General features: G+C 41.4%; 20 protein-coding genes. 12 read left to right on the forward strand and 8 right to left on the reverse strand.

All coding sequences use genetic code 11. The features are described from left to right. Window positions 1–76: 76 nt before the first annotated feature. From V7K45_RS16230 to V7K45_RS16250, 5 genes are all read left to right on the forward strand, one after another. Window positions 77–1,804 carry an SDR family NAD(P)-dependent oxidoreductase gene (locus V7K45_RS16230; RefSeq protein ID WP_335005126.1) on the forward strand — a complete coding sequence of 576 codons (1,728 nt, stop codon included), beginning with the start codon at window positions 77–79 and terminating at the stop codon, window positions 1,802–1,804. A 213-nt stretch (window positions 1,805–2,017) separates the two neighbouring features. Further along, a complete protein-coding gene (locus tag V7K45_RS16235) occupies window positions 2,018–6,769 on the forward strand; it encodes a PfaB family protein (protein ID WP_335005128.1) in 4,752 nt (1,583 codons plus the stop codon). A gap of 201 nt (window positions 6,770–6,970) precedes the next feature. After that, entirely contained in the window at window positions 6,971–8,647 is a 1,677-nt protein-coding gene (locus V7K45_RS16240) for a PfaD family polyunsaturated fatty acid/polyketide biosynthesis protein (protein WP_335005130.1), read from the forward strand. A 2-nt stretch (window positions 8,648–8,649) separates the two neighbouring features. Then, entirely contained in the window at window positions 8,650–10,164 is a 1,515-nt protein-coding gene (locus tag V7K45_RS16245; protein WP_335005132.1) for a thioester reductase domain-containing protein, read from the forward strand. A gap of 570 nt (window positions 10,165–10,734) precedes the next feature. Further along, window positions 10,735–11,538 (forward strand): SDR family NAD(P)-dependent oxidoreductase, encoded by an 804-nt coding sequence (locus V7K45_RS16250; protein WP_335005134.1) that lies wholly within the window; start codon window positions 10,735–10,737, stop codon window positions 11,536–11,538. Between the two features lie 76 nt (window positions 11,539–11,614). Here V7K45_RS16250 and hetI read toward each other — a convergent pair whose 3' ends face one another. After that, complete coding sequence (gene hetI / locus V7K45_RS16255; protein ID WP_335005136.1) at window positions 11,615–12,334, reverse strand: 4'-phosphopantetheinyl transferase HetI; 720 nt, start codon at window positions 12,332–12,334, stop codon at window positions 11,615–11,617. A 406-nt stretch (window positions 12,335–12,740) separates the two neighbouring features. Between hetI and V7K45_RS16260 the strand changes: the two genes are divergently transcribed. Next, entirely contained in the window at window positions 12,741–12,908 is a 168-nt protein-coding gene (locus V7K45_RS16260; RefSeq protein ID WP_190893192.1) for a hypothetical protein, read from the forward strand. A gap of 94 nt (window positions 12,909–13,002) precedes the next feature. On the opposite strand, the gene V7K45_RS16265 is transcribed toward V7K45_RS16260, so the two are convergent. Then, window positions 13,003–14,067, reverse strand: coding sequence for a YheT family hydrolase (locus V7K45_RS16265; RefSeq protein ID WP_335005138.1), 1,065 nt, complete (start codon window positions 14,065–14,067; stop codon window positions 13,003–13,005). A gap of 157 nt (window positions 14,068–14,224) precedes the next feature. Between V7K45_RS16265 and V7K45_RS16270 the strand changes: the two genes are divergently transcribed. After that, window positions 14,225–14,968 carry a response regulator transcription factor gene (locus tag V7K45_RS16270; protein ID WP_335005140.1) on the forward strand — a complete coding sequence of 248 codons (744 nt, stop codon included), beginning with the start codon at window positions 14,225–14,227 and terminating at the stop codon, window positions 14,966–14,968. Window positions 14,969–15,400: 432 nt separating this feature from the next. Then, the gene (locus tag V7K45_RS16275) at window positions 15,401–15,847 is read left to right on the forward strand and encodes a hypothetical protein (RefSeq protein WP_335005142.1); all 447 of its coding nucleotides are present in this window, start codon (window positions 15,401–15,403) and stop codon (window positions 15,845–15,847) included. Between the two features lie 462 nt (window positions 15,848–16,309). Here V7K45_RS16275 and V7K45_RS16280 read toward each other — a convergent pair whose 3' ends face one another. Continuing rightward, window positions 16,310–17,152 (reverse strand): methyltransferase domain-containing protein, encoded by an 843-nt coding sequence (locus V7K45_RS16280; protein WP_335005144.1) that lies wholly within the window; start codon window positions 17,150–17,152, stop codon window positions 16,310–16,312. 263 nt (window positions 17,153–17,415) lie between these two features. Between V7K45_RS16280 and V7K45_RS16285 the strand changes: the two genes are divergently transcribed. Further along, window positions 17,416–18,753 (forward strand): TrkH family potassium uptake protein, encoded by a 1,338-nt coding sequence (locus V7K45_RS16285; RefSeq protein ID WP_335005146.1) that lies wholly within the window; start codon window positions 17,416–17,418, stop codon window positions 18,751–18,753. A gap of 149 nt (window positions 18,754–18,902) precedes the next feature. Further along, window positions 18,903–19,598, forward strand: coding sequence for a potassium channel family protein (locus V7K45_RS16290; protein ID WP_335005148.1), 696 nt, complete (start codon window positions 18,903–18,905; stop codon window positions 19,596–19,598). A 221-nt stretch (window positions 19,599–19,819) separates the two neighbouring features. Here V7K45_RS16290 and V7K45_RS16295 read toward each other — a convergent pair whose 3' ends face one another. Together V7K45_RS16295 and queA are read right to left on the reverse strand one after the other, a co-directional pair. Next, window positions 19,820–20,920: a tetratricopeptide repeat protein gene (locus V7K45_RS16295; RefSeq protein ID WP_335005150.1), complete on the reverse strand. Its 1,101-nt coding sequence runs from the start codon at window positions 20,918–20,920 to the stop codon at window positions 19,820–19,822. Between the two features lie 111 nt (window positions 20,921–21,031). Next, complete coding sequence (queA, locus tag V7K45_RS16300; protein ID WP_335005223.1) at window positions 21,032–22,288, reverse strand: tRNA preQ1(34) S-adenosylmethionine ribosyltransferase-isomerase QueA; 1,257 nt, start codon at window positions 22,286–22,288, stop codon at window positions 21,032–21,034. A gap of 245 nt (window positions 22,289–22,533) precedes the next feature. Here queA and V7K45_RS16305 point away from each other — a divergent pair, with 245 nt between their 5' ends. Continuing rightward, complete coding sequence (locus tag V7K45_RS16305; RefSeq protein WP_012412259.1) at window positions 22,534–22,923, forward strand: hypothetical protein; 390 nt, start codon at window positions 22,534–22,536, stop codon at window positions 22,921–22,923. A 70-nt stretch (window positions 22,924–22,993) separates the two neighbouring features. Here the strand turns inward: V7K45_RS16305 and V7K45_RS16310 are convergent, their stop codons facing one another. Next, window positions 22,994–23,515, reverse strand: coding sequence for a YraN family protein (locus V7K45_RS16310; protein ID WP_335005152.1), 522 nt, complete (start codon window positions 23,513–23,515; stop codon window positions 22,994–22,996). An 86-nt stretch (window positions 23,516–23,601) separates the two neighbouring features. Beyond that, window positions 23,602–24,117, reverse strand: a complete 516-nt coding sequence (locus tag V7K45_RS16315) for a hypothetical protein (RefSeq protein WP_335005154.1) — start codon at window positions 24,115–24,117, stop codon at window positions 23,602–23,604. 88 nt (window positions 24,118–24,205) lie between these two features. Between V7K45_RS16315 and V7K45_RS16320 the strand changes: the two genes are divergently transcribed. Beyond that, window positions 24,206–24,715: a pentapeptide repeat-containing protein gene (locus tag V7K45_RS16320; RefSeq protein WP_335005156.1), complete on the forward strand. Its 510-nt coding sequence runs from the start codon at window positions 24,206–24,208 to the stop codon at window positions 24,713–24,715. Between the two features lie 64 nt (window positions 24,716–24,779). On the opposite strand, the gene V7K45_RS16325 is transcribed toward V7K45_RS16320, so the two are convergent. Further along, window positions 24,780–25,181 (reverse strand): hypothetical protein, encoded by a 402-nt coding sequence (locus V7K45_RS16325; RefSeq protein ID WP_335005158.1) that lies wholly within the window; start codon window positions 25,179–25,181, stop codon window positions 24,780–24,782. Window positions 25,182–25,209 lie beyond the last annotated feature (28 nt).

Consider the following 25,209-nt stretch of genomic DNA (forward strand, 5'->3'; position numbering starts at 1 on the left):
TCTTCCTTCGCGTTCTTAGCGTCTTCGCGGTTCGTATATCAAAAAACCCAATTTATGCAGCTATTCACGAGGATTTATGACACAAACAGCCCAGCTTAGTCCATCATCTGTCTTTGTCGTGAGCGGCGGTGCAAAAGGGATTACGGCTGAGTGTACTATCAGATTAGCTCAACAGCAACCCTGCAAATTCATACTCCTCGGTCGCTCCGAACTATTAGAAACTGAGCCAGATTATGCCCAAAATTCTGATGACTCCGCATTGAAAAAATGCATCATGGAAAATCTTCTTTCTCAAGGAGAGAAGCCCACACCCATGAATGTACAAAAAATATATAACAAAATTACCTCCAGCCGCGAAATTAAAAAGACTCTAGCAGCAATTGAAAAAACCGGAGCTAAAGCCGAATATATCAGCGTTGATGTCACAGATACGCCAGCTTTACAAGAAAAACTTGCCACTGCTGTGCAACATCTCGGCCCAATTACAGGAATCATCCACGGCGCGGGAAACTTAGCTGATAAGTTAATTGAAAAGAAAACAGAAGAGGATTTTGAAAAGGTTTACACCGCCAAAGTTCAAGGTTTGGAAAACCTGCTAACTTGCGTTAACCCTAATCAACTTCAGCATTTAGTTTTGTTTTCTTCCGTAACAGGCTTTTACGGAAATCCTGGACAATCTGATTATGCGATCGCAAATGAAATTCTGAACAAATCAGCCCATATATTTAAGCAAAGTTATCCCTCATGTCACGTAGTCGCTATCAACTGGGGCGCTTGGGATAGTGGCATGGTGACAGCAGAATTAAAGAAGATTTTTCAAGAGCGAAAAATCGATATAATTCCCATTGCAGTCGGCGCACAAATGCTCGTTAAGGAAATGGATCATACCAATCATGCAACTGCACAAGTTGTCATTGGTAGTCCACTTGTTCCACTTGCGGTAGAGTTAGATTCAGAACTTAGAACCTATCGTATTCGTCGCCAAATGACATTGGAGGCTAATCCATTTTTGCACGATCATACGATTGCTGGTTCTCCAGTTTTACCTGCAACTTGTGCAATGACCTGGATTATCAATGCTTCTGAACAATTATATCCTGGTTACAGATTGTTTAATTACAAAGATTTTAAAGTTTTAAAGGGGATTACTTTCAATGAAACATTAGCGAAGGAACATATTTTAGAAATAGAAGAAATTTCTAAAGTTAATCTTGAAAGAATTGAACTTAAAGCCAAAATTTCGAGTAAAAACCCACAAGGTAGAATCCAGTTTCATTTTAGCGCTCAACTCAATCTCCAGCGAGAAATCCCAACTGCACCCATTTATGAATCTCTTAATCTCGAAGAAGATAATATCATTACCGCTACAGGAAAAGCATTTTACCAAAATGGTGGGGCTACATTATTTCACGGCCCTGGTTTTCAAGAGGTCAAAAGAGTTTTAAACATCAGTCCTGAAAAAATTACAACAGAATGTCTTTGGCCAGAACTCACACCACAGCAACAAGGACAATTCCCTGTGCAATGGGTAAATCCTTATACAACAGACTTGAGTATGCACGCCTTATGGATTTGGACACAACACTTTCATGAAGAAGGTTGTTTACCTGGAAAAGTGGAAAAATTTGAACAGTTTGAAGCGATACCACATAACGAAACATTTTACGTTTCTTGTGAAGTACTAGCTAAGACACCAAGTAGTGCGATCGCAAACTTTATCATACACGATCGCCAAGGTAAAATCTATTCACGAATGCTCGGCGCTCATGCCATTATTTGGTCAATGAAAATGCTCAGAAGCTAATAATCCTCCTTTACCACTCAACACTTATATATAGCAATCCTAAACCATTTGTGAAAACTTCTCTTTCTTTTCTTGGCGCTCTTGGCGTCTTGGCGGTTCGTTAATTTTCACAACTCTAGTATTGCTATAAGCCACTTCAAAGTTTGGGGAACAGCGTAAATCCTGCCTTTTAATTATCTCTTGCTAAATACCCAAACTCGGAGCATATAAATCGTGGAAAAAATAGCCATCATCGCATTATCATGCCTATTCCCCGATGCAAAGAATCCTGAAGAATACTGGCAAAACATCGTTAATCAAAAAGATTCGACATCCTCTGCAACCGTCGAAGAAATCGGAGTAGATCCGACAATATTTCACAATCCAGTTAAAGGTACACCAGACAAAACTTATTCCCTCAAAGGCGGTTACATCCGCAACTTCCAGTTTAATCCATCTGAATACAATCTACCATCAGAATTTGTTGACAGTTTAGATAACACCTTCAAATGGTCATTGTATGCTGCTAAACAAGCAATTGAACAAAGTGGTTATTGGGGTAATCAAACTGTTCTGGCAAAATGTGGCGTAATTTTAGGTAATTTGTCATTCCCGACAAAACTATCTAATCAATTATTCTCTCCAATTTACCAGCAAGCTATTAATCCTGCTGTTAGAGAACTTTTGCAGGATGAAGACTTTGATTTAGCTGCTTTACCAAGTGCAAATAAAGCATCTTTATACAATGCGATGATATCTGGTTTACCAGCATCTATCGTTGCTCAAGCTCTATCTCTATCCCAAATTAATTTATGTCTGGATGCTGCTTGTTCATCATCATTTTATGCGATTAAACTAGCATCTCATTACTTATGGTCACACAAAGCTGATGTAATGTTAGCTGGAGCCATCAGTTGTGCAGATTCGCTATTTGTGCGGATGTTATTTTCCGGTGTTCAAGGGTATGCAGAAAACGGCATCAGTCGCCCCTTAGATAAATCCTCTAGAGGGCTAATTCCCGCCGATGGTGTTGGGATGGTGATGCTGAAGAGATATTCTGATGCCGTTAGAGATGGTGATAATATTCTCGCCACTATCTGCGGTAATGGACTATCGAATGATGGCAAAGGGAAGCATTTATTAAGTCCGAATCCTAAAGGACAAACCTTAGCTTTTGAACGAGCCTACAATGAGGCAAATTTTAGTCCAAAAAGCATCGATTATTTAGAGTGTCACGCCACCGGCACATTACTGGGAGATACAACCGAATTCAACTCCATAGAAACATTCTTTGGTCAAAATCAAGCTGCGCCTCTGGTGGGTTCTGCTAAGGCAAATACTGGTCACTTGTTAACTGCTGCTGGTATGGTTGGCTTGACTAAAGTGATTTTGAGTATGTCTCATGGTGTAATTCCAGCAACCATGAATGTTTCGGAACCTTTAACGTCAGAAAAAGGTACAATTTCCGCTGATAAAATTGTTAGAACAGCTACAGCATGGCCTAATAATAACGCACCAATTAAACGGGCAGCTATTAGTGCTTTTGGTTTTGGCGGTACTAATTCTCATCTGATTTTAGAACAAGGAACTACAACACAACCAGTTGAATCAACTCCGCCTATTCCACCTACCAAAATTGCCATTGTTGGCATGGATGCCTTTTTTGGTAACTGCAATGGTTTAGACGCTTTTGAACGCAGCATTTATGATGGAACACAGCATTTTACTTCCTTACCGCCTCTAAGATGGCACGGGATAGAAAATCAAGAAAATGTCTTGAAAGAGTACGGTTTAACAGACGGGAAAGCACCAGTTGGGGCATATATCAAGGATTTTGAAATCGATACTTTATCGTGCAAAATCCCCCCGAATGAGATAGAGAAATTAAATCCACAACAATTGTTGCTTCTGAAAGTTAGCGATCGCGCCGTAAAAGATGCGAAACTACACGAAGGTGGCAATGTGGCTGTGATTGTTGCCGCCGAGACAGAATTTTCCGTACATCAGCTACAGCAAAGATGGAATCTATCTTGGCAAGTTAAGGATGGCTTACTCAACCAAGGAATTTCTCTACCTGCTGAACAGCTTTCCCAACTGGAAACCATTGTCAAAGATAGCATTCACCAACCAGTAGAAATCGGCGAATATGTCAGTCACATCGCCAACATCATGGCGAGTCGGATTTCTGCTTTGTGGAATTTCACTGGCCCTGCATTCACCGTTAGCGCTGGCGAAAATTCTGCCCTGAAAGCGTTGGAAGTTGCCCAAATGCTACTCGCTACGGGAGAAGTTGATGCAGTCGTTGTGGGTGCAGTAGATTTAGCCGGTGGTGTGGAAAATGTCTTGTTCCGCAGCCAATTTGCACCAATTAATACGGGTGTCAATACCTTGGGTTATGACCAACAAGCTAATGGCTGGACGGTTGGCGAAGGTGCGGGTGCTGTGGTTCTCAAGCGCTACGAAGCTGCTAAAGAAGATAATGAACGCATCTATGCAGTAATTGATGCCATGAGTTTTGCACAAGGTAATTCTACTTTGAGTGATGCTTTGGTAAAACCTGATGCTTCAGCTATCAGCAATGTCTGCAAACAAGCTTTCGAGATGGCGGAGATTCAACCCACAGAGGTTAACTATGTGGAAGTCTTCGGTAGTGGCGTTCCCCAGGAGGATGAAGCCGAAATCACAGGTTTACTGCAAGCTTATCCGAAAGTGGGCAATGGTTTGCATTGTGCATTGGGCAGCGTCAAAGCCAATATCGGCCACACCTATACAGCATCGGGAATTGCTAGCTTAATCAAAACCGCTCTCTGTCTTTATTACAGGTATATTCCCGCGACACCCAAATGGTCTGGTGTCAAAACACCGCAAGTATGGGAAGGTAGCCCCTTCTATGTGGCAATGGAATCAAGACCTTGGTTTGTCGATAAAGGCGGTACACGCAGAATAGCAGCAATTAATAGCATGGGTATAGATGGCAGTTACGCCCATTTAATCTTATCGGAGGAACCCAGCCAAGAAGAGCGCGACAACAGATATTTGCAACAAATGCCTTTTCATCTGTTTCCCATTGCAGTTAGCGATCGCTCCACTATACCCGATATCCTAAACCATCTTCAAAAATCCATCGAAGCTAGTTCTTCTTTATCAGCTACCGCCAGCGAGACATTCGCTACTTTTCAACAGCATTCTAATCCAAAATACGTCTTATCAATCACAGGACGTAACACAAAAGATTTACTCAAAGAAATTGAATCTGCCCGCAAAGGTGTAAATAATGCCTTTGAAAACGGCACAGATTGGCAAACACCACTAGGTAGTTATTTCACAGCGAAACCATTGGGTAAAACTGGAGCAGTAGCTTATGTTTATCCCGCAGCAGTCAATTCTTATATCGGTATTGGTCGCACCGTCTTCCGCTTATTTCCTAAAGTTTTCGAGGACTTAAAAAGTAACAATCTTTACAACCGGGCAGCCGATGTTGAAAAACTAGTTTATCCCAGAAGCTTACCGAAATTGACAACTAGGCAACTAGAAACTCTCGAAAAGCAATTGTTAGATGATTCATTGGCAATGTTTGAAAGTGAAATTGCCTTTGCTAGATACATGACGGCAATTTTCCGAGATGATTTTCAAGTCAAGCCGCAATCTGTATTTGGGTATAGCTTGGGTGAAACTAGTATGATGGTTGCCCAAGGAGTTTGGAGTGATTTTGAGGGTGGAAGCAACACCTTAAACTCATCACCTCTATTTGGCGATAAATTATCTGGGCCGAAAAATGCGGTGCGTGAATATTGGGGATTAACCGATTCACCAAACAACAATTTTTGGAATACCTATGTTCTCATGGCTACTCCATCGCAAGTTAGAGAATGCCTGAAACATGAAAATCATGTCTACTTAACTCAAATCAACACACCAGAAGAAGTATTAATTGCTGGTGAAGATGCAGCCTGCAAGCGAGTGATTGCGACTTTAGGTTGTAATTCTTTCCCTGCTCCCTTCGACCATGTGATACATTGTGAAGCGATGCGATCGCAGTACGAGGAAATCAAGAAGGTAAACACCTTACCATCGCAAAATCTCCCCGGTATTGTTTTTTACTCAGCCGCCGACTATCAACCGATTGTACTTGAGAGTGATACCATTGCCCACAACATTGCCAAAGGATTGTGCCAAGAACTTGATTTTCCACAATTAGTTAATCGTGTCTACGGCGATGGAGTCAAAATATTTCTAGAAGCAGGTGCGGGTAATGTCTGTTCCCGATGGATTGATAAAATCCTCGGCAACCAAGAACATATCACAGTCTCTCTAAATCGTAGAGGAATGGATGACCATGCTGCAATGGTCAAAGCATTAGCAAAACTACTCAGTCATCAGGTGAACGTAGATTTATCACCACTGTATAGCAAAGCCCAAGACACTGCTAATTCAAATAAAGCAACATTGAGAACAGTTACCTTGGGTGGAAAAGCGATCGCAGCTACAATTTTGAGCGAAGAAAATCGTAAACTTGTTGAAAATTTCGCTGGGGATCTTAGGAGCGATCGCTTCAAAATACAGCATCCAGATATACCTAATGTCCAACAATCTGAAATCACAGATTCTCTTAACACTTCCAACCAAATAACCCAACAAGAAAATTATTCTCCTAACATCTTGCCTCAGCTAGAAGAAGTAAAACCGAAAAATATCATTGATAACGTTTTTGAACCGAGAGAACAATTACAATCTTCTGAGTCAAGCGCAATTAGACAGCCAATTCCTGTTTCTTTCCCACCCGTCAGAACTCAAAAAATTAGTAGCATCATCAGCATGTTCGATTTAAATAAGACCCAGTATCAAAAGCTCAATGCTAATAATTCAAAGATAACTAAAGCACACACTGCCTTCTTACAAGCTAGACAAGATTACAGTCAGCAAATGAGCGAAATAATTCAATTGCAACTAGCTTGCGCCCAAAACTTGCTTAACGACGAATCTTAATATCTCATACCAATTCTCTCTCAAGTTTTTCTTCCTTCTCTTCGAGACGCTGCGCGAACGCGCCCTTTGCGTCCTTCGCGGTTCGTTTAAAAATTATTACGTGCATCTCCTAGAGAATTGGTATGAAAATCTAGACTCCTATAAAAAGTCTACACATTTCAACTTTATCATCCATTGTTTGTAATCCGAGGGATAACTACCGTGACAACCGTAGATACGGTACTAAGTAAACACGATAATGGTCTTAACTTCTCCGCTTGGTCTCATAACAAAAACCAGGTTTGGAAAGGTTCTTTAGAAACTGTATCTTTCGAGAAACAAACCATCAAAGATAAATTGATGGTGTTAAATAAACCCTGCTACATCGTGAAAGTTGCCGGAAAAATCGGTGTCACTAATGAGGGTTATTTATCCCCTGGTGATAATGGCACAACAGCACAAGTAGAACTGCTAACATTTGCAGCACCAATCCGCATTCAACAGTTTGGAGATCCCAATTTTCTCTCCTTTCATGGAGTGAAATATGCCTACGTTACCGGTGCAATGGCTGGTGGAATTGCTTCCGAAGAAATGGTCATTGCACTAGGAAAAGAACAAATTTTGAGTTCCTTTGGTGCAGGTGGTTTAACTCCAGAACGTTTGGAAGCAGCCATAAATCGCATTCAACAAGCCTTACCTCAAGGGCCCTACGCATTTAATCTAATCCACAGCCCCAACGAACCTGCGATTGAACGCCGGGCTGTGGATTTATACCTCAAATATCAAGTAAGAACAGTAGAAGCCTCTGCATTTCTCGACTTGACCCCCAACATTGTTTATTACCGTGTTGCTGGATTGGGATTAAATAACGCCAATCAAATTGAAATCAAAAATAAAATCATTGCCAAAATTTCTCGCCGAGAAGTTGCGACTAAATTTCTGCAACCAGCACCAGCCAGAATAATCAAAGAACTTCTTGAACAAGGGTTAATTACTGAGTTACAAGCAACCCTTGCAGCCAAAGTTCCGATGGCTGATGATATTACCGTCGAGGCTGATTCTGGAGGACATACAGATAATCGTCCCCTGGTTTGTGTGTTACCTTCTATTATTGCCTTACGAGATGAAATTCAAGCACAATATCATTACCAAACACCCATTAGAATTGGCGTTGCAGGGGGAATTGGGACACCACAATCAGCATTAGCAGCCTTTATGATGGGTGCTGCTTATATAATGACCGGTTCCATTAATCAATCATGCGTTGAATCTGGGGCTTGTGAACATACCAAAAAGTTATTAGCCCAAGCAGAAATGGCTGATATGATAATGGCCCCAGCAGCAGATATGTTTGAAATGGGAGTCAAATTGCAAGTTCTCAAACGGGGTACAATGTTCCCCATGCGAGCGCAGAAATTATTTGAACTCTACCGCGCTTATGATTCTATTGAAAGCATCCCACTTGCAGAAAGAGAGAAATTAGAAAAACAAGTTTTTCGCAAAACTATTGCTGAAGTATGGGAAGGAACTGCGGCTTATTTATCCCAAAAGAATCCTGAGAAACTGGGAAAAGCAGTTAATAATCCTAAACTGAAAATGGCATTGATTTTCCGTTGGTATTTAGGATTATCTTCCCGTTGGTCTAGTTCTGGTGAAAAAGGTAGAGAAGTCGATTATCAAATTTGGTGTGGCCCGGCAATGGGCGGTTTCAATGACTGGGTACGCGGTTCTTATCTATCTGAACCAAATAATCGTCAGGTAGTTGATGTTGCTAATCAAATTATGACTGGTGCAGCCTTTTTGTACCGTGTCCAAAATTTGAAAATTCAAGGACTGCAAGCTTCCGATTATTACAGTCAATATCACCCTGTTCGTTCTACATCATTGTTGGAGATTTAAAAATGACTATAAAACAGTCTTTCACAGCAGACGATATTCAAATATTTTTGGTATCTAACTTAGCTAAGTTGCTAGGAGTCGCAACTGATGAAATAGATGTCACAGAACATTTAGAAAACTATGGGTTGGATTCAGCCCAAGCAATGATTCTAGTCAGTAACTTAGAAAAGTTGCTCGGATTTCAACCCTCTCCATTACTTCTGTGGCATTACCCAAATATTGAAGCTCTTTCACAGCGTTTAGCTGAAGAAGTGCAAGATGGTTCGCCAGTTCAAGATACAAAGGTAGTAGCCTCTAATGCCAACACTGCACCCTCAATTCTAGATTTAGGTGCAGAGGCTGTTCTTGACCCCACCATCCATCCCGGCGCTGCATCTAATGTAGCTATAAGTGAACCCAAGAACATCTTTTTAACTGGAGGAACAGGCTTTTTAGGAGCCTTTATCATCCGAGAATTGCTACAGGAAACTAATGCGGATATCTATTGCTTAGTGCGTGCTGCTAATGCTGAAGAAGGCAAAAGCAAACTCCAAAAGAATCTGGAACAATATGCAATTTGGCAGGAAGAATTTACCTCCAGAATTATTCCGATTGTCGGTGATTTATCTCTGCCTTTATTAGGCGTTGGCTCTGAACAGTTTCAAATTTTAGCTACCAATATTGATACTATTTATCATAGCGGTGCTTTGTTGAATTATGTTTTCCCATACTCAGCACTAAAGGCAGCCAATGTTCTAGGAACTCAAGAAGTTTTGAGATTGGCTTGTCAAATTAAAGTCAAGCCTGTACATTACGTTTCTAGTGTGGCTGTTTTTGAATCAACTGCTTATGCTGGTAAGGTTGTTAAAGAACAGGATGAATTCAATCATTGGGAAGGTATTTATCTTGGTTACTCTCAAACTAAATGGGTAGCTGAAAAGTTAGTTAAAATTGCTCGTGACCGTGGACTTCCTGTAACTATCCACAGACCACCACTGATTTCTGGCGATAGCAAAACAGGCATTTGTAACACACATGATTTTATCAATTTGATGACCAAGGGCTGTCTACAAATGGGATATTTCCCTGATGTAGATTATATGTTGGATATGTCACCTGTGGACTATGTAAGTAAAGCGATCGTTTATCTATCACGGCAAAAAGAATTTATAGGTAAAGCTTTCAATTTACAACATCCCCAACCCGCCGCTTTGAAAATGCTAGTTGAGTGGATACGCTCTTTTGGTTATTCAGTTGAGATGATTCCTTACGAAAAATGGCAATCAGAGTTAATCAATAACGTCACTTCTGCTGACAATCCTTTATACACTCTGCGACCATTTTTACTGGAACGTTGGTCTGATGAACAACTAACTATTCCTGATTTGTACTTGCAAGCTAGAAGACCTCATATCAGCTGCCAAGATACTCTCCAGGCACTAGCAGGTAGTTCTATTGTTTGTCCTCCAATTGACTCTCAATTGTTTATGACTTATACTGCCTACTTGATTCAAAGCGGTTTCTTGAATCTCGCTTAGGAGTTCACAACTTGCGTAGGATGTGTTAGGAACATAACGCACTATCCCGAATAATTTCGGTGCGTTACGGAAGCCGTAACACACCCTACAACTACAACAAAACAATTTTATTTAGTCGATGTTTTTTAAAACTCAGTACTGCTGAATAGTTAATATTTCAGATGCCAGCAACAACTTATATACCAACAGTGGCAATATAATTGCCCTGTTTTTTTATGCTCAATCATGTAAATTTTTAGTATTCACCCCTTGACAGAAGCAATCGAGGATAGAATGGTTAGTGTCGGGCATAAAAGTTTGATTTTCCCTACTGGCTTTTGTGAGTAATCAAAAGCCAGCGCTAATAGTTTGAAATAACCAAACTTCTTTAATGCCTCACTTATTCGATGCATAAGTCCTAAATTTACGTTTGGACTGCTACATCTATCCAATGCATCACGCAAGCAGTTGAAAGGGTAATAGCTCAAGACATTTCTCGTCGGCTCAGATATTACGCGTACTTAATTGTAGAACGAGAACTACTGTAAATGCAATACAGCTTCATCAAGTTGAATTTACCAACATTTTTACATGAACACAACACATCAAACTCAGAGCAAAAAAACTGCTCTTATTACTGGAGCAGCCGGTGGTATTGGCTACGAATTAGCATGTCTTTTTGCTGCCCATGATTACAATCTGGTCTTAGTAGATAGAAACGGATTAAAGCTTGTAGAAAATGCAGGTAAATTCCAAAAAAAATTTGGAAATCTTGTCAAAACTATTGTCAAGGATTTATCTATATCAACCGCTCCTGAAGAAATTTTCACGGAGTTACAGAAAGCTGATATTAATGTTGATGTGCTGGTAAATAATGCTGGATTTGGTATCTATGGATTATTTCACGAAACAGATTTAGCGACTGAATTGGAAATGCTACAGGTAAATTTGGTGTGCCTTACCCATTTAACCAAGCTATTCGTGAAGCACATGGTAAAGCAAGGTGAAGGAAAAATATTGAATGTTTCTTCGGCTGCTGCTTTTCAACCAGGGCCTTTGATGGCAGTTTATTTTGCGACTAAAGCTTATATCTTATCTTTTTCTGAAGCGATCGCTAATGAATTAGAAGGTACAGGTGTCACCGTGACAGTTCTTTGCCCAGGCTCAACAGAATCTGGCTTTCATGAAAGAACTGGGATGGCTGACTCGAAGTTGCTCAAGGGTAAGAGAATGATGGATGCACAAACTGTAGCCGAAATTGGTTTTCACGGCTTAATGAAGGGCAAAACTATTGTTATTCCTGGTTTTATGAATAAACTACTTGCAAAAAGCGTCAGATTTGTACCTAGAAAACTGGTGACAAAAATTGTGAGAAATATGCAGGAAGATAAGTAAGCTGGTTGTCATTGGTCATTTGTGATTTTTCCGCAATATCTCTCTTTTTTTACCCACGAGATAAGCTTAGTCAAGATCAATATTGCCAGCATTTTAAATTCCAGCCATAATTTGCTATGGCAACGGCAGCAACATAATCATTAGTAGGTACTAGTTCAAAAAGACTCCAGTCTTCAGTTATCTGTAACTTGGCTGGTTCTGTAGGAGTCAGCGACACTTCAACTTGCTCTAACTGGGATAGTCCGTCTCCAGTTGCTTTTAAATAAGCTTCCTTACAAGTCCAGTAACGGAAAAATACCTCTTGCTGCTGGTTGGGAGATAGCGATCGCAACATTTCATATTCTCTCGGTAAAAAGAACCGTTTGGCAAGAGCTTCCAGATCGGACATCGGGCGAATATATTCTAGGTCTACACCAATTGGGCAAGTACAATTCACCGCACACAAACCCAACCCTTGAGAATGAGACAAGTTAAACGCCAGTCCACTATCGGCAAATTTATCTGCTAATACTGGTTTGCCACGCTGTTGATAATTAAACTCCACTTGTAACGGCTGGATACCCAAGTAGCGCCCTAATATAGTTCGGAGAATACCGCGACCTGCGATGAAACGCTGTCGATGTTCCTGAAAATAGAACCGTTCTGCACGAGCCATTTCGTCACTGGAAAGAGTTGCTGCTAAATTTTGTAGTTGTGTTTCCGGTTGCTCAAGCTCTATGCGCCAGACATGAATATCATCCGGTAGCAAAGTGAAATCCGTCGGTGCAGGCTGCCAAATCTCATTAGAAGCGCTCATTGAGTCAAAAAGCCAAAGGTGTTGTTAGATATTAAGTCTAGTTGTAAACCTAAATACAGGTAGCCGCGATTGCTATTGCTAGCTCATATTGTGATTTCTTACTCTATATGTACGTACCATTTTTATTACTATAGATATACACTCCTCAACTCCACGTTAAATCCCTTGAGAGAGAATACTTTAAAACCCTTGACAGATAATCGGAAGTTTTCTTTTGGCTACAACATTAGCTATTACAGTATTACTCAAAAAACTCAGAGGAATGTTTGCAAGTATTCTGAAGTAGATATATCTTCACTGGTAAATAGTTTTTCTCAGAAAGTGTTAAATCTGGAACAAAAAACCCTTGCCAAAGCTTGTTAAAAACCTATTAGAACTACTTTTTTGTAGAACATAGTGAGGATGAATGATTCTTAATTTGGAGTACTTTGCCTTCTTTATACTGCTACTAGCAGCGCTGCTATTAGCAATTAGGCAAATGAGCGTTGCTTTGGATGAGTTAGATATTGCGCGTTTTACTCTCTGGACGGGTATTGCTTCTGTTATTGCTGGTTTACCAATGATATTGTGGTAGCTTCTGGGTCAATGCCATCCTCTCTATTTTGGGCTTCTAAGCAATACGACTCCATCTGTCGAGCATCTTAGCAACTAGAATATCGTCTGACCTATCACTTTGTTCGTTGTTGCTCTAACCATTGTAAAACCCGATTCCATGCCCACCAAAGATCGGGGTCTTGTACTTGACGCTGGCACTCTTTACTACTCAAATAGCCAACATGACCGCCGTATTGAGTAAGTAACAAATCTATTGCGGGATTGCGATCGCACGCTTCTTCTAATTCCGGTATGATAGCTGGGTCAAAAAGTGGGTCATCGGCAGCATATAAAATCAAAGTCGGTTTTGAGATTTGCGGCAATATTTGTAAAGCACTACTAGCTTGGTAATATGCTTCCACAGAAGGAAAACCAAGTCGCTTAATTACCAGTTCATTGTCAAAACCCCAAATGCTATTCGCCCGTTCAATCGCTTCTGGGTCAAGGCTTCCAGGATGGGCATCATGGATTCGCCACGCCAGTTTTTTTAAATTTTGGGCAATCCCCGCTTCCAAATATCTACCGAAGGGCTTTGTAACTAGATAAGATAGCGATCGCTCCGAATCCAAACTCGGACAAATCACCATACCACCGCCAATATCGCTATCTTCTAGCCCTAAATCTTCATCCTCCCTAATCACCTCGCCAGCAACCTTCACTGCCCAGAGTGCCAACTGTCCTCCTAAAGAATATCCTGTAAACCAAAATTTACCCGGACATCCCATTGCCTTCGCAGCAGCGGCAATGCGAACAAAATCCTCCCCCTCATACAAACCATCAGAGGTGAGAGTGGGCGATAATTCGGCGCTTTTCCCGTGGGCACGCCAATCAAATAACACTACAGCATAGCCTTGAGCGTAGGCTTTACGTCCTAGCACTCTCAAAAACCATTCTGTTTTTAATTCTCCGGTAATGCCATAAGTCCCGATAATCGTGCTGTGAGCATTTTCCGGGATGGCAACCAAGCCAAAAATTGGCACACCTTGGCCACCAATAAAGATTTTTTCGTGATAAGACGGTTCTGGGTCTTTAGTAGTACTTTGCCAGTTACGTTTTCCCCACAAAGCGGTGTATACAGTCATCATCACACCGTTTTGTAAAAACCAAGACGGATTGTAGGGGGGAGTATAACACATCATAGACTATAAGATTTCGTGTAATTGAGTCTTGATTTCACAGTCATTTAATCTTAATATTTATGTAAGATTTAAAAACTTTTTCATCATTGATTCAAAAATCTTTGTATCTATCAAAGGTTGTTAATTATCCTTAATAAGTAGTAATAATTTTTTAAGAATGCCGAGGATTCTTGTCATAGACGATGACCCAGCGATTTCAGAACTAGTTGCCGTCAACTTGGAAATGGCTGGCTACGATGTTAGTCAAGCTGAAGACGGCATCAAAGGTCAAGCGCTGGCTCTCCAGCTACAACCAGACTTGATCATGCTCGATTTAATGTTGCCCAGAGTTGATGGGTTTACCGTTTGTCAACGCCTGCGCCGCGACGATCGCACCTCTGAGATTCCCGTGTTAATGTTGACGGCTTTGAGCCAAACTCAGGACAAGGTGGAAGGCTTTAACGCTGGCGCAGATGACTACCTCACCAAACCTTTTGAAGTTGAAGAACTGCTGGCGCGGGTGCGGGCACTTTTGCGGCGGACTGACCGGATTCCCCAAGCCGCAAAGCACAGTGAGATTCTCAACTATGGCTCATTAACCCTCGTTCCCGAAAGATTTGAGGCAATATGGTTCAATGAGACAGTGAAATTGACTCACTTGGAATTTGAGCTACTTCACTGCTTGCTGCAACGCCACGGTCAAACAGTTTCTCCCAGCGAAATCCTCAGAGAAGTTTGGGGCTACGATCCTGATGATGACATAGAAACGATTCGAGTGCATATTCGCCACTTGCGAACCAAGCTAGAACCCGATCCTCGCCATCCCCGTTATATCAAGACAGTGTATGGTGCTGGATATTGTCTTGAGTTACCTGGTGTACCTCCATCCAATGAAGGGGCTTCGGTAACAGTCGTTGAATGAAATCACGCTAAATTCCCTTATCTAAGCTATCACTTAGGCAAGAACTCTCTATAACTCTTATTCCTTACCGCTTAGTTAAGGTTATTGGTGAGATTTAGTAGTATGTAGAGATGTTGCAATACAACGTCTCTACAAGCGCATCCGTGATTCCTTAATAAAAAGCATTTTTTGTCAATGAGTTAAAATACTCAAATTAAGCTTAGTGAAAATGATAATCGTGTGATGGAGAGGAAGAGGATGTGATTTTCAGTCACACTCCTCTGCCTCTTTTTGATTATCATTATTTTCAAAGTCTTTGATAGCTTAAATATTATATGAAAAAGTTATGAAAAAGTATTGTAACGACAGAATAACTTTGTCAAAAACGTGCTTAATTCTTAGGTAAATTCAATTATGAAACTGAAATAAGTTACAAAATTGGAGTTAAGAATAATGCGGTTTTTTATAAAAGGTTATTTGGTGAGTATGTTGGCTGGAGTTATAAGCTTAGTGGCGAACCAAGCTTTGGCAGTAACGGGACCAGGAGCTACTATGAAGAATTCCTTTCCCAAAGACAATTCATGTTTAAGCACTTCGAGTTATGGGGGAATTATTAATAACTGTAGTTACAGTGTTGAAGTTGTAGGAACCCTGCAACTATCAACAGGTTCTCACCCAACGTCAATCTCTATTTATGGGAATAATAGCTCGTGTCAAACACTTTCGATTAATGGTGTTGGAAACGCAGCCTTCGTTGGTCCTATAATTTACACTACTTCTGGGCCAAAAGTTTGGCAAACCCTGAACCTTGGCGATCTTTATGTCTATGAGGGCACAGGTCCAATCTTTTCGTGTTCGCTCGAAGCTGGTGGGGTTATAGGAAATTTTACAGGACAGTAAGGTTCGTGAAATCACTTGAATTTTTGCCTACATAACATACGCATGATTGAAAGCTGTTGGGCAGTAGCAGTCATCGATGAGAGGTTAACAAGAAATGACAAAAGTGCAATTACCTTAACCTCTCACCGATGCTATAAGCGTAATCGATAGGCAAAATATTTGATCTCAAGGGTATTAGTCTAAAATCATATAATTACTAATTACGAATTACTAATTATTTTAATACCTTGCAATAAACTACAACTGAGCGTGCCAGTCTTGAGCTTGTTAGCGGATAGACTGTAATTCTTCAGGAGATATTTTATCCAAATTTTTTAAAATAAAACTCATCCTTCCTTGAGACTTTAACTTTTGGCGGTGGGCAAGCTGCTAGGGTAATCGGAATCGATACCATGTAGCCAGTCATTGAATTTATTAAATTGTAGTGCGATCGCGCTGTGGTAAAACAGCGCGGTCTTGCTTCTACTTATTCCCGCACAACAAGCCAAACCGAACTAACCCGCGTTCATAACCGCGACGCATCAACCCCAGCGATAACGCCCCTTGAATGGTAGTCCAACCGGCATTGAGTAAGCCCCAAAGTGCTTGGGGAGTAAATGCCGAATCAATGACTACATTCCAAAAGGGGGCGACGGCGGTTGACCAATCGGCGGTGCGAATATTGTTTAATGGAAGTTGACGTGTGATCGCTTCATACTCTGGTAAAGAAATCACATAAGGCAAACAATACACCCGATAAATATCCTGCAAATGCTTTTCCTCATCCGGCGTCAGTGGTAACTTATCAGTCGGTCGATGACACCAAGTCACCATAATTAACTTGCCACCAGGTTTCAACACCCGATAACATTCCTGGAGAAACTTAGTTTTATCTGGCATGTGTTCGCCGCTTTCCAGCGACCAAACCAAATCAAAAGAATTATCAGCAAAGGGCATTTCTTGAGCATTGGCGACCTGAAACTGAGTTCTCAAAGTCAAATTCGCTTCCGTTGCGCGTTCCGTTGCTCTAGCAGCTTGCACAGGACTCAAAGTAATCCCTGTAGCCTTAGCATTAAACTTTTCTGCCAAGTATAAAGAACTACCACCAATCCCACAACCCACATCGAGGATATTTTCTGCTGCTTGTACCCCCGCCCAATTGAGCAGTTCTTCGATTAAATCAATTTGAGCTTGACGGCGGTCTTTTTTCTGGCTGCCATCGACACCGTAGTAGCCGTGGTGCATGTGTTCGCCCCAAATCTGTTCCCACAGACCAGAGGAAGCATCGTAGAACTGCTGAATTTGCTGGTAAAGTGTTGCACTCATGAAAAAAGTAGTATTGAGACGAAGTAAAATTCAAAAAAACATACAGGTAAGGCTACCATGTATGTTTTTAATTAAATAAGGGTATTTTTACTTCCAGAGAAAGTAAGCCGAGATTTATCCTCCTGGGAAAAATTTCTCACTTTTACCTTAATAAACTTTACTGAGTCGAATTTATGTCAATTCTCCCAAATCGGGCTATAGCTTAAAGCATCTAGCAAGCCATTTTAAATCTGACTTTTTGAATTTTGAATTTTGAATTAATTATGACTGTCGCTCGCACAATTTGTTTGGGGTTTCTGGCTGTCATTGCTGTTGGTACTATCCTATTGATGATGCCTTTCTCAACTAGCGATGGTACATGGAATAACCTGATTGTGGCACTATTTACCTCCACATCCGCAGTTTGTGTCACAGGTTTATCAGTAGTCGATCCTGGTACTTATTTTTCCTTTTGGGGCCAGTTATTTATTGCCCTATTAGCTCAGATTGGCGGCTTGGGCTACATGACAACCACTACATTTCTGATTTTGCTCATTGGTCGTAAGTTTGATATGCGGCAAAAAATAGCCATTCAACAAGCTTTAGACCGACCAGGGATGAGCGGTAGCTCCCAAGTTATCCGTTCAATTATTGCCACAACTTTAATTTTTGAAATTACCGGAGTCTTCTTACTTCTACCAGCTTTTGTTCCAGAATATGGGTGGAGTAAAGGACTTTGGTTAGCGATTTTTCATAGTATCAATGCTTGGAACAATGCTGGTTTTAGTTTGTTTAAAGATAACTTAATTGGCTATCAGTCATCCTTCTTAGTAGTCTTCACCATTACCATGTTGATTATTTTTGGGGGAATCGGCTATCAGGTAATTTTGGAAATGTATCTTTGGTTGCGCGATCGCATTTCCCGAAAATCTCTTAAAAAGCAATTGTTATCACTTGATTTCAAAGTTGCAACCAGCACAACCATTATATTATTAGCAATAGGGACAATAGCCTTTTTCTGTATAGAAATTAGAAACCCTAAAACATTTGGTTCTCTAAATTTTCGCGACCAGATATTAGTAGCTTGGTTTCAATCAGTTACTCCCAGAACTGCTGGTTTTAACACCATCGATATTAGCAAAATGACCACTGCTGGTCTATTTATTACAATTGCGCTGATGTTTATTGGTGCAAGTCCAGGCGGTACAGGGGGAGGTTTGAAAACAACAACTTTGAGAGTTCTAACCAGTTGTACAAAAACGATTCTTCGAGGGAAAGAAGAAGTTTTGTTATACGATCGCAAGATAGCAATAACTTTAATTTTAAAAGCTGTAGGTGTGTTAGTAGGATCGGTAGCTGCCGTGATTTTAGCCACGATTTTAATTAGCCTCACAGATCCAGAACTAGATTTTATTCAAATTTTGTTTGAAGTAGTATCAGCCTTCGCTACCGTGGGTCTTTCTACAGGCATTACAGGAACTATCTCTACAGCAGCAAAGCTCATCTTAATCATCACTATGTACGTTGGAAGAGTAGGCGTTTTACTACTGATGTCTGCCGTACTAGGAGATCCCCGCCCTACCAGAATTCACTATCCTGAAGAAAATTTACTCGTGGGATAATTAGGGACAGGGAATAAAAATGAAGGAAAAATAATAACTAATGCCCAAACTGATAAAATATACATTGTCAGGCAATAATAAAATTTTAATTCAAGCGGTATAACCGTTATTTGCCCTAAATACAGGGAGCCATCATAAGGATAAAAAGGGTGAATCTGTCATCATTAAGTTTTTTTCGCAGTTTACGTAAAGATAACCACCAATTTGCTGTAATTGGGTTAGGTCGTTTTGGTAGGTCTGTCTGTTCTACACTGCACAATTTTGGTTATCAAGTGCTGGCAACAGATATTGATGAAAAACGAGTTTCAGAAGCATTAACTGAGGGAATAGTTGGTCATGCTTTGCAACTAGACTCTACAGAACCAGCCGCACTCAAAGAAGCTGGAATTTTTGAATTTGATACTGTAATTGTCGCGATTGGCAACTACGTTCAAGAAAGTATCATAACCACCCTAAATGTGAAAGAGGCTGGTGTACCTCATGTAGTTGCTAAAGCTTCTAGTGAAGTTCACCGTAAACTGTTGCGGCGAGTAGGAGCAGATCACGTTGTTTTTCCTGAGTATGAAGCGGGTTGTGCCCTAGCGCGTACTCTTACCAAACCAGCAATTCTAGATCGGTTTGACCTCGACCCAGATAACAGTATTGTAGAATTGATTGTGCCTGATGAATTTCACGGCAAAACCATCACCGAACTTCAACTTCGTAACCGCTACGGTTTAAATTTGCTAGCAGTAAGCCAGGATGGGAAATTTCAAATTAATCCTGACGCTAACAAGCGTTTAGAGCGTGGTTCAGCAATGGTTGTTATTGGTTGCAATAAAGATATTAATCGTTTGCCGATTTAAAAAAGTTAGGAGTTAGGAATTAAAAGTTAGGAGTTATGCCGTGTGCAACTTTTACTCAGACGTAACCTCAAGTAGAGAATAGACTTATTGCATGAATCAAAATCCCTCACCCTAAATCCCTCTCCCAAGCTTGGGAGAGGGACTTTGAAATTCGCTCCCCTTCTCCCAAAATTGGGAGAAGGGGTTGGGGGATGAGGGCAAATCGCTTTAACTCTGAGTTTTTATTGTCCGGGACTTGTTGAAGTGGATTGTGGTTCAACTGAGACAGGTACATCGCCAGGGTTCGCGGGCATTTCTGGTTGATTTTGCGTTTGTGGCTCAGGTGTTTGTGCTGTAGAATCTGAACTCTGAGAAGGAGTAGCTGTTTGACTGGCTTGAGGTTGCTGTTGCCCACTTTTTTGGGCAATTTGCTGCATTAGCTGCTCAATTTTCTGGGCTTGTTCAATGTTGCCTTGCTCGCGATATTCATTGTGAGCGCGTTTCAAGACTCCACTGGCTTTTTTGAACTCGCCCTGGTTATATAAAGTTACTCCCAAGTTATAGTAAGCTGAGGCATTTTTTGGATTTAGGCGAATAGCTTGCCGATAAACAGAAATAGCCTCAGGAGCTTGACCATGCATTGCTAGCAAATTTGCCATATTGCTGTAGGCTGCGGCATTTTTAGGATCTAGCTTCAAAGCTTGGCGATAATTGGCGATCGCAGGCTCTATTTGACCTTGTTGTTGCAAGGCGATCGCTAAGTTAAGATAAGCATTGGCATTGCTGCCATCTAGATTAATTGCTTTTTGGTAGGCAGCGATCGCTTCCTCTAACTTTCCTTGTTCGTACAGCAACAAACCCAGATTATACAGCGCTGCCACCCTTGTGGAATCTATCACCAAGCTCTGGCGATAAGCCGTAATTGCTGCCTCTTTTTCTCCTTGTCGGTGCAACACTAACCCTAAGTTGTAATAAGCTTCGCTAGAATTGGGATTAACTTTTATCACCTGTGTAAATTCTTGTAAAGCTTCATCCAGGCGATTTTGCTCTATCAATATATTACCCAGATAATTCCGTGCTGCCCCAAGGTTAGGATCTCGCTGCAAAGCTTTTTGAAAAGCATATTCTGCACCTTGTAAGTCTTGGCGGTTATAGCGCGTAACTCCTTGCTGGAAAAAGCTAGCTGCTTCGAGATCCTGAGAAATTGCAGTTTCTGCCAGCAGCTTGCTAACTGGGAAATTAGTAATTGTCGGTGCAGCCAAGAGCAAAAATGCAGAACAGCCACCGAGTGTTACCTGACAAAATAAATTTAACCAATGAGAAAATAGGTATTTTTCAGACATTAATAGCAGACCTGTACTTATTTTTAACCCCTTATAAGTCAGAGTACCCACCACGAAAGAAAAAATTCCCAATTTCCAACTTTTAACTCCTAACTCTTGTACAGACAAGGGTTAATCGCGTCTCTCGCCACTCCCCACTCCCACAGCTGACGGCAAAATTAGCATGGCATCACCGAATGAATAAAAGCGATATCCAAAAGCGATCGCTTCGTTATATATATTCAATAATCGTTGTCTGCCAATTAGCGCACTTACCAACATCAACAAACTAGAACGCGGTAAGTGAAAATTCGTAATCAAACCATCTACCACCCGCCATTGGTAGCCGGGATAAATAAACAAGTCTGTTTTGCCGCAAAATGGTTGTAAATTACCCGATTGAGCCGCCCCTTCTAAAGCCCGTACTGCCGTTGTTCCCACAGCAATAATTCGACCGCCAGCAGCTTTCGTAGCGCGGATTTGCTCTACTGTAGCAGCAGGAACTTCAATCCATTCTTCATGCATCTGATGGGTAGTTACGTCCTCTACTTCCACAGGGCGAAATGTGCCGACACCAACGTGTAGCGTCACAAAAGCTCGATCGATTTGGCGATCGCCCAACTTTTGTAATAATTCTGGGGTAAAGTGTAATCCTGCCGTCGGAGCTGCGATCGCTCCTGGTTCTTTAGCATAAACTGTCTGATACTGCTCATCAGCTGCTTCTGAGGTAGTGATGTACGGTGGTAACGGTACTTCACCAAATACCTCTAACAGTTCCACCAAAGTCTTTCCCTCTGGTACATCAAATTGCAACAAACGCCCCCCGGTAGCTGCATCTGTTTCTAGAACCGTAGCCGTTAGCTGGAGGCTGGGGACTGGAGAAGAAGCAAGGGAGCAGGGAGAAGAATTTTCCCCTCTGCCCCCCGCACCCCGCCCCTCTGCCTCTTTTAAATGCCCAATACCCGCTTCCCTTGGTTCAAAGATAATCTTTGCTCCCCGTTTGAAGCTTTTTCCTGGCTTAACTAAAGCTAACCAACAGTTATGCTGTCGTTCTTCCAACAGTAACACCTGGATTTTCGCACCAGTGGATTTATGACCATAAAGCCGCGCTGGAATGACTCTTGTATTGTTCATAACCAACAAATCACCAGAGCGCAGCAGTGCAGGCAAATCATGGAAAATATGGTGTAGAGGTGCTGTTTCGATGCCTGTAGTCGGAGAATCAACTACCAGTAACCGCGAACTATCTCTAGGAACTGCTGGGTTTTGGGCAATGAGTTCTGGAGGTAGTGTGTAGTCATAGCCAGCTACCGAGCAATCTAATTCCAAATCTTTTCCTTGTGGGCTAGAAGTATCTTTCAAATTGGCTTGTACTAGTTTTTGCTTTATTTAGTATTTATACTCTCTTAAAAAGGCTTAGTTAAGTTTTTTATTCTAAAGGAACTTTAAGGCATCTTTGCTCAGTTTTGCCGCTAGGCTATAAGATTGTTACTATTAAGTAACACGGAAAAATTAACATAAAAATTGGGTAAACCTCCCCATCTAAAAACGGGGGCTTTTACCCTACCGGGAACAGGCACTGATTGACGAATATAGATATGTAGGATTGGCTTTGATCCCAAGCACCAACAAACATGGAATACTTGTACTATCTGGCAAATGCCAGTCTAACCCTGAGGGTCGTTCAACACCTCCACGCTAGACCCCAGACACCAGTTTCGTTCGTCACCGTAATTCATCAAATTGATGGCTGGGTGGTTAGGATCAAACTCAAAGGTCAAGTCTCGCCCCAAGAAGATGGCGACTTTCGGGCTTTTCTAAATGAATTAGGAATTAGCTACGAACCGCCAATGAGGGTGCAAATGGCACTTTGGAGTTTGGAAGCTGGACAGTGCCCTGTGGATGTGATGCGTCGTTATCAGGTAGCGATCGTTTCTCACGGTAGCCCAGAAAGAGACGAAATTGAGGCGTTCCGGCAGCAGTTTGTCCGGGGCTTAGGTTACTGTCCAGAAACTTTAGCGTGAGACTATTTAGTTGTAACGCCACGACAAAATTATTGGTCATTGGTAATTAAGATATTTTATCAATTACCAATTAACCATTATCAATTGAAGAGTCAAAAGCTGCCAGAATATATTCTTGCAGCTTAAACTTATATCCGGGTACTGATGAAGTAGCTAGAGCTTCCTGATTTGCTGTAACCCCAGTCAGATTTTTTGATATCCTTTGACAGTAGACAATAGCAACATCAAATCGACAAGAATAATCTGCCTTCTCAGGATACTGGGCTAAGAATATTCCAGCTGTACGCCAGATTTTTGCTTGCTTTTGTGGAGTGATTGCGCTTCTTCCCCCGACATCCCAACTACCTGAACTGCGGGTTTTGACTTCAACGAATGCCAGTAATGATTGCTGAGTGCTGAATTCTCTTACTGCTCCTCTGCTCCCCTGCTCCCCTGCTTCCTCTGCTTCCTCTGCTTTTCTAGTATATTCGGCGATAATATCAATTTCCCCCCAGCGGCTAGAAAAGCGACGATGGAGAATTATCCAACCAGTAGATTGCAACCATTGGGCTACTAGGTCTTCTCCTAATTGACCACTATTTGGACAATGCATATAAACTTTAGTATTCTCGGTTATTTAATTTAACAGGAAAATAAGAGTTTCTAGTGGTTAGCCGAAATCATACTCCCATGATGTGCTTATTCTTGACTTGCTGGCGTGGCATTCCCAACAGTCAAATTGAAGTAAACATAATTTGGGTAAATATCCATAAAAGAGTGATGTTCGACATATATGCCACCACCGCATTCCAAAAAAGTGATGAACGGCTCATAAGGGTCAGTAAGACCAATCGCCGGGACTGCATCAAATTCCCGTAGACGACACCAAAATAAGTAATTACGTACCCCTAGCACAACATAGACACTGCCACGGAAGATTGATATCCGGTTACTGTTGTATAACTCCTCCAGCCATTGCATTAGGGGAGACGGGAGTTCAATGTCAGGGCGAATCTGGAGAGCAAGATTTTGAAAAATATGCTTCTGTTCGCTTTGTAAAAACTTTGCCCATTGTCTGACCCGCGACAGAAATTCTAACATCAGTTCTGTAAGTCTTTCGTCTTTTTCCCCCATTCCCAGCGTATCCCACTCAATAGCCTGAAGTCGTGCGAAGGCGATGTTCAAATCATCGTGTGAATTTGAATTAGTATTCATAAAAATATTTTTCAAGGATTTTTGCGCTAAAATCTCTGACTCAAGGATAATGAGATGGAGGAGGGTTCGCCATTGGGTAAAAATCTGCATGAATTCTAAGTTAAGCGCCCGAATTTGGGCAACCATAGTCAGCTTATTCCTTTGGGGAATAGTTAGCATCACCGCAACAGTCGGTTTTGCTCCAACAGCTTTGGCACTCGAATATAATAAAGAAATTTTGGTTGAGGCTGATTTTTCAGGACGTGATTTAACAGACTCTAGCTTTACTAAAGCTAATCTTCGCCAGAGCAACTTCAGCCGAGCTAATTTGAACGGTGTCAGTTTCTTTGCAGCAAATTTAGAGTCTGCGAACTTGGAAGGTTCTGATTTGAGAAATGCCACTTTAGACTCAGCTCGTTTAGTCAGAGCAAATTTGACAAATGCACTGTTGGAGGGTGCTTTTGCTGCTAACGCCAGATTTGATGGTGCAATCATTGACGGAGCAGATTTTACCGATACGCTGCTGCGTCCCGATGAGCAAAAAAAATTGTGCAAACTTGCCAAAGGGACTAATCCGATTACAGGACGAGATACGCGTGACACGTTGTTTTGTCCTTAGTATTTTCTAGCTGGGCACTGGGATTGGGCATGGGGCATTCCCCACTTCCCACTCCCTACTTAACCTACCAACCATCTGCACCAATCTTTTGACAAACAATTTGCATTCCTTTGCCTGGTGAAGAATTAGCTACAAAAGGTATTTCTCCTTTTTCTCGATCCTCTTGAAGTAGCTGTCCCTCCGATCCATAAATAGCAATGCGATTCCGAAAAAGCCGCGATTCTTTGCACGAAGCATGGAAGGTAGTCTCAAAAATGCCATCACCATACATTCCGTAAAGCTTGTATGTAGTGCCTTTTATAGTTTCCGTATCCAGAGCTACACTGTTTCCTAATTTGTCATGCCCTACAGTGATATATCTTTGTGCATCTTCAGCGATGGCTGCGCCAACACCTCCGGTGAACGCACTACCATTACTCAATAAAATAGCGATCGCTCCTACTATCCCGCCTAACTTAAAATACATACAGTTTCAAAATATCAGATTTCATATA

Origin of the sequence: Nostoc sp. (genome assembly GCF_036917375.1) — a bacterium.
GTDB lineage: Bacteria > Cyanobacteriota > Cyanobacteriia > Cyanobacteriales > Nostocaceae > Nostoc.